The organism is Paenibacillus mesophilus, from assembly GCF_005938385.1.
GTDB classification, from domain to species: Bacteria; Bacillota; Bacilli; order Paenibacillales; family NBRC-103111; genus Paenibacillus_AB; species Paenibacillus_AB mesophilus.
In genome coordinates, this window is record NZ_VCRA01000050.1 from 16,167 (window position 1) to 28,943 (window position 12,777).

Consider the following 12,777-nt stretch of genomic DNA (forward strand, 5'->3'; position numbering starts at 1 on the left):
TTACCTCTGTCCGTATAGAACACACAAAAAAATGCTTGCCGTTGAAATCCAACGGTAAGCATTTTTTATTACTAATCCACATTTTATACGACTAGAAAAACAAGTCTTGTATAAGAGCCTATTAACTATTCTTGAAGAATGAGAAAATCTACAATTCTTTAGTCATTGCTGCTGGAACTGAGTTTTCGAAAAGCGCGTTCCGATTGGCACGCTGCCGTCATTATGAAAATCGAGATACACTTGCCTGAAACGCACACTCCCCACTCCCTATTAGCTACTTGACCGACTATTTGTTGTTCTCCGATTGATCGTGGGGAACTTTTACAGTTGCCGAAGCGGATGTCTTATTCCCCGCTTTATCCGTAGCCGTGTACGTTATCGTATAAATGCGCCCGGAGCCTGAACCCGACCGTTCTGCCCGAAGCATAAAGGGAAGAACCAGTGTGCCATACTGTGCTTCAATATCTACTTGCGGCTCGACCGGTTCGTCGCTCGTTATGGAGGTCAACACGACGGAATCGATTTGAGAAATCGCATCGTCGGCATATACGGAGGCCGTTACGGTAACCATCTTATGATTGGCAGGCCACAGCACGGTTTTGTCCAGCACGACATGAAGCGTTGGCGGGGTTTTGTCGAGCTTATTCGTCCTCGATTGCACAGCTTCCTCATTGCCGGCTCTATCGATGCTTTTGAACTCGAAGTTATGGATCCCTTCATCCGCAATAACGACCGGCTGCGTATAGGTCAGCCATGAACCGCCGTTGATCCGATATAACGTTTGGGCTGCCCCGGAACCGCTATCGTATGCCGCGAGCGTAACCGTCGGATTCGATACGTGCCAACCGTTCAGACCGTCGATTTCGCTGACGGATGCCGTAGTAATCGGTGCCGTCTTGTCGATCTCGAAGCTGATGCGCTTTGCCGACTCCACATTCCCTGCGCTGTCCGTAGACCGGTAGCTGACGTTGTACCGACCGTCCCGATCGAACGGCACCGGCGCCGTGTAGAGCTGCCACACGCTTCCGTCATCGAGGCTATACTCCGTCTTCGCGACCTGCGAGATGGCGTCGGCCGCCGACAACACGAGGGTGACATCGTTCGTATACCAGCCGTTGACCTGCGTGCCCTGCAATTGAGCCGATGTCACGGGCGGCTGCGTATCCTTGATCATAGCGGTTATGGTGATAATAGACTCTGCAACCTCTTTTCTCCACTTCCCCGTTTCCTCAACGATGTTTTGTTTCCCTACATAATCGGTTAACGGAACAGGAAATTCAAGAAGGTTTTTTGCCTTTACAATTTCCTTTTCATTTACCTTTCCCGGCATTTCTTTCTCTACCCTCTGCAACAAATCCCAGAGTAGAGAACAATAATCATAGTCTTCTACACCATCCCTCATAACTTCCCATCGAATCGAATTTACCGGACCGTTAGGACTGGGGTAAATCTGGGATTCGAGCCCATTTCTATAAAAGAAGGGACCGGTTATTTTCCAGGGATCTTCCTTACCAGCCCATGTAGACCACGCATAAAGAAACCCTGTATAGCCCTTATTTATAAATCCTTGCCAACTTTGCCAAAATGCTGCTCTCGCATCTACTGCAGGCATATCTATTAAAAAATTAGCCTGCGGATGCAGAGGGTCTGTATGATACCACCACAGCTCTTCGCCGCGTTCCAAAGCCTTTTTTGCCTCTTGAGGGTCGTCATTCATTCCAGGTACAGTCCATAAGTCTACCGCACCTACCAGCTTTTCCTTTGGATACGTTGTAATCATTATTTTCAATTCCGGCACAATAGCTTTCCATTTTGCTGCCAGCTCTTTCACTGCGGGAAATGTCTCTTCCGTAGGTTCATCCGTCAAATAAACATATGCCATATCCAGCCAGCCCTTTGCCTTTAGGTGTTCAACAAATTTTTTGGCTAATTCCGGATCGGTGTATAGATCTCTACCAACACTAAGAGTATTCAAGCCTTTTTTTAATAAGCGCTCCATTTTAGCATCGAACTGAACAAAATCAGTATCCTGTTTTAAGCTTGCAACTGAAGGGTAACGCAATGCTATTCTGGGAGTAATCCTATGTTCGAGGAAATTATCTATATATAAATCAATCTGCTGGGCAGGTACATTTCTAATATCCAAAGCTGTTTTTAGCTTAGGCATTTCAGGCAGCGAAAAAGACCACACATTGATGCTCATGGGCAGGGTAACGATTGTCTCTGCGTCAGTCTTTATTGTCAAATTACCTTTGTAAATACCTTCTTCAACATTGGGGGCAGTATAAACCGTAATCCAAATTGGCGTATTCTGTCCGCCTTTTACATCAAACTTCTTGGTCTCCAATAAGGGATCAGGCCAATAACCTGTACGTATTGTAGGGTCAAAACGGGAACCTAATTCTGTGCGAACATAACCTACAGGATTATAGGTTAGACTTCCTTCAGGTAAAAGATTCCCCTTTTCATTCTTAAATTCACCAAAAGTAACATAGGAACCGTTAAAATCTTTACCTTTCTCAGGAGAAAGCACTACCTGAAAGGCTTCTCGTTCCCTCTTGGCCAGATCAACAGTTACCTGTTCTTTGACCGGGCTATTTTCCAAATCCACGATATCGTCCAAAAATATTTTCTCTAAACTGGGTACACTCCAAACAACCATATCGGTTTCTTTCGATAAGATCGCACCGGAAATTTTCCTTTGTTCGGATCCCCCGCCTCCACTACTTTTTCTAGGCCATGCAGGAAATAAAATCGTATCCTCAGCATATGTACCTGCGACCAATGGAATTTCAATATCGGGGGATGGATTTTGCAGTGATTTACCTAACTGTTGTTTTATTCCGCCTTTATATAGACCGGCTTTCAGTAGATAAACCCCTTCTTGAGGAGGCGTCCAGGTCCAATTAATCGTAGCCGGGGTTGCATTACTGAGGTTCACGTTAAATTTATCAGGAGCGGTAAATGTATAACCGTCAGGACCTGTTATTTCGATCTCCATTTCCGCATTGCCCATAGCCTCGACTGAACTTAAAACAATTTCAAGGGTGTTTTCTGTTTCCGCCTTTAATCCCTTCCATTTCTTGATGCCGACGGTAACTTCCGGTGATGCATAGGCAAGGTCATTTTCTTTTTGCAAAGGCACTACATTCGTATAAAAGGTGGTATCCCAACTTTCGCCGGGTGCCAAGTCAATTGTCGTATACAGCCATTCTTGCGTCGTATAGCCGGCAGAACGACCCAGCCACGTGTAATTCATGGCAAGTTTATTGTAATCCGCAATAAAAGAGATGCTTATGCCATTTTTTTCATCTATTGCTCCAAGCCAATTGCGAGTGGGCGGCTTAGATAAACTCGGAGCATTTTTATATAGGCCCTCCTTATTCGTTGGGAAATAATAATTTGCTGCTTCTGTTTTACCTGGGATCACGTTATTCCAAAGCCACGGCGTGATGGCGAAATTTTTACTGCCATTATTCGTAATTTCCCACTTCGTCTCTATGGAAGTGCTGCCTTTTCGCAGCGTGATGTATTTTTTTGTCTCTACCCCTTTACTTTTATCGGAGGGTATCGATTTAACCAAAGCGGTAACCCGATCCTCCGTATTGACAACGATTTCCGCTTCGTACGTCAACTCCGCCCATAAATCTGCAATCGGCGGGATCCGTTCCCTTAACAATCCTCCTCGATCCGCATTTACCATACCGGTTAAGTCAAGCCCGGTAGGCTTATAGATAAGACTTGAAATAACGCCTCCCTTGTTTACTCCACCCTCTTTGCCGTGTGAAACAATCTTAAGTTTTAGATATTCATTCTCCAGGAATATTGCACTTCCTTCTTCAATTGCTGTTGCAGCGAATGCCATTTGCGGTAAACAAGCCACAAATATCACTAAGCACAGAAATCGTGACAAACCTTTAACAAGTGCCTTTGGCATAATATTTCCTCCCTTATACGAGTCAGCATTATACTCCGATCGTTGTTTTCACCTTCCACGTAGCAGCCAACTGATGAGAATCCGTACAAATCCATTCAAACGGCTGTCCGGGAACCGGAGTTTTCAGGCGAAACACGTCGTTCAAGAGTCCTGGAACGGAGCGCCCGATCGGCGTACTGTTTCCCAATATCGTTCGTCCTCCGGCATAAACGTTGTTTTTCAGTCCGTAGGTCGTCTTCAGCAGATTGATCGATTCATCGATCATTACGTTCAACGCGGTCAATTTGCTCGTGGGTGAGCTGCTCACGATTTGCAGTAAAGTCGCAGGATTTACCGCCTCAACCCCATCCAGCACAACATTGAAGTCGTAGCCATACGCGGAAAGACCGAGATTAAAGCTCGTATTGGCTTGCAGTCTTGAGTTCTTGACGGCGATATTGCCGCCCTGCTTCACATACACCCCATAATCGAAAGCATTTGATACCGAGCAGCCGTCCAAAATAATCCGGTTGTTCGATTGGAGCAGATCGGCTTCCAGGTAAACAGCGTATAACGTGTCGGTTGCTTCCACGCTGGCGGCCGCTTTAAAGTCGCAGTTGAGCAATTTTAACGTTTGGTTCGTCTTGCCGTACGGATAAACATTGATGCAGGCGATTTCATGGTCTCCTGCCACCCATGTCCCGCTAGGGTCCGAAGAGGCATCGTCCGCATAAAACGTGCAATTTTCAAACGTAACGTCATACGGAGCAAACAACCGGTTGGCTGTACCGGTTTTGACGCCGACATGAAAGACGGAATCGGATATTTTCACCATCGAATCGACCGCGTACAAATTAAACGGCGGGCTTTTGCATATCATTTTCGAGCCAAGAAACATCGAGCCCTCCTTAATCGCGACATCGAAATCGCCTGCCAAATCAATGTTGTCCATCGTGATCTCGGTCCGCATTGATGATCCATAGCCGGCGCTGTCGATCTCGATGTCGATACCGGTTGGGTGCACATCGCCAAATGCTTTCAAATTCGTCACCTGGACATCCGAATACCCGCCTGTAACGACCACAGAGCCGCGAAAGCAGTTTTCCGCCGTACAGTTGGATATTTTCACCGACGTATTTTTCCAGACGCTGACCGCATCCGCCACGCATTCCTTGAAGAGACAATCTTCGATTATGACGCGCAGCTTCCCCTTTTCCGCAGGATGTCCGCTCAGAAACACCAGATGCGCTTGCTCCAATTCGTAACTGGTATAGCTTCCCTGATTGGCCCGGTTCCCGTCGAGCGTGAGTCCCCTGATGATTAAAGGAGCCGAATCCACCGGACCTTTGTAACCTTGATACGTGCCGTGGTAAGTCGTAAACGTCCGTGTCCATTTGGTTTGATTGGGAAGCCGTTTGATGGTTGCCCCATATCCGTCGATGGTTAAGCCGTGCTGGATGTTCAACATCGAGACCATATACGTCATTCCCGGCGGGAAATAGACGATACCGCCCCCTGCGGCGATAGCCGCATTGATCGCATTCTGAATAGTAGCCGTGTCGTCCGTTACTCCGTCGCCAACCGCTCCATATTGCATCACATCAAAAATCATCTCAATCACGCCCTTCCATGTTTTTCTTACCGGTATTTTTGCAAAACGGTGCCTTGTCCCGCGAAAATCTGATAAGAGCCTGCCGTGATCGAGCCATGAAAGGTGAGCGTAACTCCGGCATCCGGGGCCCACTTCGCTCCTCTGTCCATCACGAAGTGAATATTCGCCGGTACAGCAAGATCGCTTGCGATCCGATACATGCCTTTCGGTACGTAAAGAGTCGCCTCTTCCGGGGAAACACGCTGCAAAAACCCTCGCAGTGCCGGCGCATCGTCTATCGCCCCGTCTCCCATCAGCCCCAGTCTTTTCACATGGAGCCAGTCCGGCTCGGCAAACGGACGGAGGGTAAGTCTGTCCTTTTCGCTGTACACGCGATTCGTGACCGTTTCTTCCTTGCCTAAAACAGGAGCGGCATTTAGCACCCCCTTGACTGCGACGGCCGTGCCAGCGATTCCAATGGCGGCCAGAAGCTTTCTTCTGCTGATAGGCGTTTGGTTTTCCATGTAACCTCTCCTCCTTATTTGGAGTGTCTCGTATTTGCCCATACTGAATATAAGAATGCGCTTACAAAAACAAAGTTAACATCCAACCGGAATAGTTGCTTCTTGCATATGGCCGTGTTTGACTGTCGGACTGCCCTATGTGGACAGTCCTTCGTTAGTCAAACGTATCGGCCTTATCGGCCGGCCATGTTTATTTCCATTCGCCTTTGACATTGGCGGCCTTCAAGGCATCGTTCACCTCTTTGATCATTTGCTCGCCGCCCTTGCTCTTCCATTCCTTTACAAGATTGTCCCAGTCGGAAATCGGACGCTGGCCGTAAATCATTTTCGTTTGTTCCTCGTACATGTACATCGTAAGCTCGTCCTCTTTGGTTAATCTCGTTTCTGAGAATACCGCGTTTACCGGATTGAAATAATGCTTCGTATCGGCATGCATCTTCTCGTATTTGGCGGCAAGTTCTGCAAGGACAGGCACTTTGTACATTTTAGAGTAAGCATTTGCTTGGTCGCTCGGCGCCCACGGCACCGCATTCGGCAAATAATCCGCCGGCTTCAGACCTTTCTCGGCGCTTTCTTTCTTGACCGCGCCATTCTCTACTTTATAGCCTTGTCCTTCATTACCTGTGATCCAATCGAAATCTTTATTGCCCGCGTTCTGCTGCTCGAGCGAGTAAAACTTCATGCTGAAATCATGCATTTCGAGAATTCGCTTTAGCTTCTCAGGCTCCTGGGCAAGCTTCGCGTTAAACAGCGTAATCCCGTAAAATCCCTGATGCGCTGTAAATCCTTGCGAACCGTCCGGCGCCTTGAACGGCGGGATTGGCACGAGCTTTGCGCCCGGCGCGACATCGACCAAACCTTGCGCAAACGTGTCGCTCATGCCGCGCGGCCCCCCGATAAAGATGCCAGCCTTGCCCCCGTAAAATTCCTTGTTCGTCTGCCCCCAGTTCATCACCGCAAAATCTGGCGTAGCGGCGCCTTTCTTGTAAAGGTCGGCCAGCCACGTAATCTGCTCCTTGCGCGCCTCCGAAATGATGCCTGGAATATAGTTGCCCTCTTTATCCTTATGATACCAAGCGAGGAAATCCCAATAAGCGCCCATCCCAAAAGGCGGGTTAATGTATTGCGACATCGCGAGGCCGTACGTATCGTTCTTGCCGTTCTTGTCCGGGTCCTTCGTTGCGAACGCGATTGCGACCTCTTTTAATTCCTCGTAGCTTGTCGGCATTTTCAGACCGAGATTATCGAGCCAGTCTTGCCGGATCATCGGCGACAGCTGATAGTTCAGCGGGAAGTATGCCGGCAGGCCGTATATTTTACCGTCGATCGTCACCGCTTTGCGGACGTTTTCCGGAATCAGCTTAAACGACTCGTATTTGTCCAAAACATCGTTCAGCGGCAAAAATGCGCCCTGCTTCACCCATTTGAGATATTGAGGATCTTGATGGCTATTGAGCGTGATGACGTCTGGCAATTCCCCCGAAGCAACCGTTGCGCTCAGCTTTTGCAAATAATCGGTGACGATGACGAACTGAGGCTTATAATTGATATTGAACTTCTGGTTGATCATCTCGATGCCGCGTCCGTTTGCAGGAGGCAACGCTCCGGCGTAGCGGTAATCGAGCGTCGTTATCGTAAATTTTTTAGGCGCTTCGCTCGGATTGACGCTTGCCGATTGTCCGCCTCCGCTCGGCGAAGGCGAAGTTTTCCCTGTAGTGTCCGATCCGCATGCTGCCACACTGACCGACAAAGCGGCGATCCCCGCTGCAAATGCCATTTTTCTCATGTTCATGCTACCCCTCCGTCTAATGATCCCCATGATCGTCAAATATTCTCTTGCGTTTGTCAAGCTTCGAGCTGTTGCGAAACCATTATCCTTTTACGGAGCCAAGCATCACCCCTTTCGCAAAATGCTTTTGCAGAAACGGATACAAGAGGAGAATCGGAATCGTAGCCAGCACAATGGCGGCCATTTGAACCGTCTCCGCAGGAGGCGCATACTCCGTTGCCATCTCCAGACTCGCTTGCGGCTCGCCTACGACGACGATCTGCCTGAGCACAACTTGAATCGGCCATAATTCCGGGTTATTCAAATAGAGCAGCCCGGTAAAATAATTGTTCCAGTGCGCTACGGCGTAAAACAGCCCGAATGCGGCCAGCGCCGGCTTGGACAACGGTAAAATGATTCTCGCAAAAACGTTCAAATCGTTTGCGCCGTCAATAACGGCCGCTTCCCTGATTTCCTCCGGGATGCTGAGAAAAAACTGACGCATAACAATCAAATAATAAGGACTGATCGCAACCGGTAAAATGAGCGCCCAAATGGAATTCAGCAGTCCCGTCTCTTTGACGACCAAATAAGTCGGGATCATCCCTGCGGAGAACAGCAGCGTGAATACGACGAGGAACATGATCGTCCTCTGGGCAAATACTTGCCGCGAAAGCATATAAGCCAGCGTAGTCGTAAACAGCAAGTTGACGATCGTCCCGATCACCGTCAGCTCAACCGTCACGCCGATCGACCGGATAAACGGTTTGGAGTTGAGAATGTACGCGTAAGAGGTCGTCACCCAGGTTTTGGGGAACAGCATAAACTCGCTCTGCAAAAATTCCTTGTACGTCGAGAACGAGATCGTAAACACATACAGGAACGGAACCATCATGACGAGGGCAACCACTGATAGCAACAAAGCATTGATGCCGTTGAACAAAACATTCGCTGTCGATTTATGCCGCATCAGAACATGCCCTCCTCGCCGAAGCGCTTCGCCAAATAATTGGCGCCCGTCACGAGCACGAGGCTGACCAGCCCTTTAAACAGACCAACTGCCGTCGCGAAGCTGTAATCCGCTTTCTGTACACCTTTCACATAAACGTATGTGTCAAGCACATCGCCGACTTCCCGTGTAAACGGATTCAGCATCAAATAAATTTGCTCGAAACCGACGTCCATGACACTGCCCAGCCGCAAAATAAGCAGGATCACGATTGTGCCGCGAATCGCCGGCAGCGTAATATGCCATATTTGCCGCCATCTTCCCGCTCCATCGACGATAGCCGCCTCATACAGCTGCGGATTGACTCCGGCAAGCGCTGCCAAAAAAATAATCGTTCCCCAGCCCGCTTCCTTCCAGATGACTTGCGCGATCAAAAGCGGCTTGAAATACGCCGGATCGGTGAGAAATGGTATCGCTTCCATTCCGAACGTATCTTTAAGGAAATGATTGACGAGTCCGTTCCCCTTCAGAAAGACGACGCAAATGCCCACGACGACGACCCAGGACAAAAAATGCGGCAAGTAGACGATCGACTGCACAAGCCGCTTGAATAGCTGATTCCGCACTTCGTTCAGCATTAGCGCCAATATAATCGGCGCCGGAAAAGCGAACACGATCTGCAAGAAGGAGATGTTGAACGTATTCCACAGCACACGTACGACTTCTTTATTTTCGAAAATCGTTTGAAAATGCTTGAACCCTACCCACGGGCTGTGAAACAGTCCTTGAAACGGATTAAAATCGTTGAAAGCAAGGACAAGCCCGGCCATCGGGATATATTTGTAGACGATAAAATACAGCAATCCCGGAAGACCGATGAGCAGCAGATAGCGGTCCTTCCATATTTTTCTCGCCAGCCCGCCGCGTGCCCTGTCCGGCTGCGCTTGCAAGCGCCCGGCATGGCGGACCCTGGTTGTCGTGTCCAGTTGAAGCAACCCCTTTCTTTGTTCTGTTTGTTTTTGGCCTGTTTGTTCTTGTCGGTTTCGCAGGTTGTCTGGCGCAACCGCTGCATTCACCATAATCCTCCCCCGTTTTAATGGCAATTATCACTTCCCCCCGCCCGTACATATAAAGATAAAATCGCCGCATGAAAAGAAAAAAGGCTTCCCGTAGCCGCCGGAAAGCCTTAATAACGCGTATAAGAGTTGTATTCGATCTTTCGTTTAATCTTCCTGATGTCGAAATTGCTTGCGGTATTGTCCGGGAGGCACATCAGTCACTTGCTTAAAAATACGTGTAAAGTTTTGCACCGTCGTATACCGGAGCCGCTCTGCAATATCCTTAATCGGCATTTCGGTGCGGGCGAGCCATTCCTTTGCTTTCTCCATCCGCTGCTCAATCACATAGTCGCCAAACGCGAGACCGGTTTCTTCTTTGAACATCCGGCTGAACTGCGACGGCGAAACCTGAATCGTATCCGCCACCTGCTGCAGCGACAGATCCGTTTCGAGATGCTCGCGAATATAGAAGAGCGCATGCTGAACCAACTTTGTGCGCTTGGGCAAATTAGCGTCCTGCAAAGCTTGCACCGCTTGCGGGAATACGGACTGTTTCAGCCATTCCTTCACTTCATTCAGCGATTTCATCCCGTACAATTGTTTATACAGGTCTTTCTCGAACCATTCGCGGGGCGCTTGGCCCCATTCCTGCAGCAAATAATCAAGCTCACCCAATAAATAAGCGAATAAGCCGAGCGCAGTTTCCGAGTTATGAACGTATTGTGGAACGATATGCATCATTTGCTCCAACTGAGCGTTCGCTTCATCCAGATCGCCTTTGGCCAGCGCCATGACGATTTTCTTCTGGCCGTGCAGCAGCGATGAGCTCGACTGTCGGATCGACGGTTCGATCACACGCTGCGAAATGTTGACATCATGCCCCATGAGCAGCCGGTAGCCGAGCAGGTCCAACGCTTCCTGGCAAGCCTCTCCGATGCCGCCATACCCCCGCTTCGCTCTGCTGACCGAGACGGTTACGGTAAATTGAAAATATTGCCGGACCTTCGACCGGAACTCGTCGGCAAGCGCCTCCAGCGCTTGATCCGTTGTCTCATTTGCTTTATCGACCCCGGCGATAATGGCGACCTGCCCGGGAATCGGCGAAGCGGTCATACAGGAAAATGACTCTTCGGCAATTTCCTCAACCATTTTACGAAGCGCGTATAACAGCAGGGCACGGTCATTTTCCAAATACTGCTGCTTGAAACGACCGTACTCGTCCACATCGACGAGACATACGTAGAAATAGGCGCCGCGCAACGGTACACTATGCTGCTCCAATTTACCGCGAATATCGGCTTCGCTCATTTCGCCGCGCAGCAGCTGCTGAACGAAGGCTTCCTTCCAGAATGGCATCTGTTCGCTCAATTCGCTTCTCAGTCGTTCATTGGCCTTCGCCATATGCTGATAAATCGAGTCGAGCGCTTCCAGGCCATCCTTATTGCCCCGTCCCGGTTTATCGTCGCTGGAGAACTTGTGGAGCAACCGTTGAATCGGATGGTATAACCGGTTCGAGCCGATCAGGGAAAGCAGAAGCCATAAAAGCGCAAGCAGTCCGACCAGACTCCACGTCACGTACTTGATATTGTCCGATTTGCGGGACAGCTCCTTCGTGGGCGTCAACGCGATATACGTCCACTGATTCATCGCGGATTTTTGCGAAGACAAATTGTAGTGGATGCCGTCCAGCGTGAATGCCGTCGCAAACGACTCCGGATTTTGCCAGAAACTGTACAGCTCCGAGGATGGCGTAAGCTTCGAGCCGAGCTCTCGCGAATCCTGGCTCATCACGATCGTTCCCTTGTCGTCGATAACGAGCAGCTTGCGTCCCTCGCCCAGCTGCGCCTGATTGAACAGCTCGATCAGCCTCTCTGTCTGGACATGGATGACCACTACGCCGTCCGGCGCTACCTCATTGAATGTCGGAACAGGCCGAACGACCAGCAATTCGTTCAAGCCTTGCGCCTGATTCGGCGGAATGATCGTAGCCCTGTCGTATTTATATCCCGTACGCTTCACGAGCTCGTTATAAGCGAAATCCGCCTGATTGATATAGCCGTCTTTCGTCGAAAATACTTTCTGGAATTTGGTGTAAATCAGCGAAACGTCCAGATTGATATCCGAATACGTTCTCAGCTTCTGCAACGTATCGATCGCCGCGAACGTTTGCGAGAGATCGGAAGAAGCCAGGCCTGTTTTGACCGATTTTTCGATGACGATATTGCTGGCCAACTGGAGTGAAGCGCTTTCCAGCTTTTTGAGAAAATCGTTGATCTGATACTGAAACTGGCGCAGGATGATCTGATGGTTGTGGTCCACCTCTTTCTGCACGACTTTCGCCGTATTTAGCGTCGAGAACGTACCGAGCACCAGAAGCGGTACGATACTGAGCAGAAACATGTACCCGAAAATTTTTCTTTTGAATGACCCCCGTTTGATCCAGGACCACATTGACAACCGCTCCAACCCTCCCTTTGACGGCTCGATCGGTCAGGCAGCCTGCGCGCGAACAAGAACAAGTCTATCATACCATACTCCGTTTCAATCAGACAGTAAGCCCACAAGCAGTGCAAGCAGTTTCATATAAGAAAAACGTCTATCGACGTATTTCAAGGATGAGCGACCGCGATTTAGCGGAAGTTTCTCTTGGTACATAATGTCGCTGTTCGCTTTAACGCTTTAGCGAACTTAAACATTCTGAAACGTTAAAAAAACTAGGACAGCAAAAATGACTAACAAAACATTTCGCCCCATATGAGCACGACCTATCTCACCGTTACGCTGGATGTACGTGTTCATGTCGTCGCGTGAAGCAATTAACTACCTCGGATCAAAAAAAAGACAGACCCATAGGCCAATGTCATTAAGTTAAGCTCAAAGACAAGACCAGGAATAAAAATGGAATTGGAAACGGCATGGGAAAAAGCCCTGTGCCGTTTGTTTTTTTGGTGCCAGCAAGGAAAAAGCGTAC

7 protein-coding genes are annotated in these 12,777 nt (G+C 49.1%); all 7 read right to left on the reverse strand.

Features of this window, described 5'->3' with window-relative positions; translation table 11 throughout:
* Positions 1-286: 286 nt before the first annotated feature.
* A complete protein-coding gene (locus FE783_RS35910) occupies positions 287-3,937 on the reverse strand; it encodes an OmpL47-type beta-barrel domain-containing protein (protein WP_138884222.1) in 3,651 nt (1,216 codons plus the stop codon).
* Positions 3,938-3,965: 28 nt separating this feature from the next.
* The gene (locus tag FE783_RS35915; RefSeq protein WP_138884223.1) at positions 3,966-5,528 is read right to left on the reverse strand and encodes a glycosyl hydrolase family 28-related protein; all 1,563 of its coding nucleotides are present in this window, start codon (positions 5,526-5,528) and stop codon (positions 3,966-3,968) included.
* A gap of 26 nt (positions 5,529-5,554) precedes the next feature.
* Complete coding sequence (locus FE783_RS35920) at positions 5,555-6,031, reverse strand: glycosyl hydrolase family 28-related protein (protein ID WP_158302226.1); 477 nt, start codon at positions 6,029-6,031, stop codon at positions 5,555-5,557.
* 190 nt (positions 6,032-6,221) lie between these two features.
* Positions 6,222-7,823 carry an extracellular solute-binding protein gene (locus FE783_RS35925; RefSeq protein WP_138884225.1) on the reverse strand — a complete coding sequence of 534 codons (1,602 nt, stop codon included), beginning with the start codon at positions 7,821-7,823 and terminating at the stop codon, positions 6,222-6,224.
* A 79-nt stretch (positions 7,824-7,902) separates the two neighbouring features.
* Positions 7,903-8,769, reverse strand: a complete 867-nt coding sequence (locus FE783_RS35930) for a carbohydrate ABC transporter permease (protein ID WP_138884226.1) — start codon at positions 8,767-8,769, stop codon at positions 7,903-7,905.
* Positions 8,769-9,698 (reverse strand): ABC transporter permease, encoded by a 930-nt coding sequence (locus FE783_RS35935; protein ID WP_238403399.1) that lies wholly within the window; start codon positions 9,696-9,698, stop codon positions 8,769-8,771. The genes FE783_RS35930 and FE783_RS35935 overlap by 1 nt, the downstream gene beginning before the upstream one ends.
* Before the next feature lie 273 nt (positions 9,699-9,971).
* Entirely contained in the window at positions 9,972-12,257 is a 2,286-nt protein-coding gene (locus FE783_RS35940) for a helix-turn-helix domain-containing protein (protein ID WP_238403400.1), read from the reverse strand.
* Positions 12,258-12,777 lie beyond the last annotated feature (520 nt).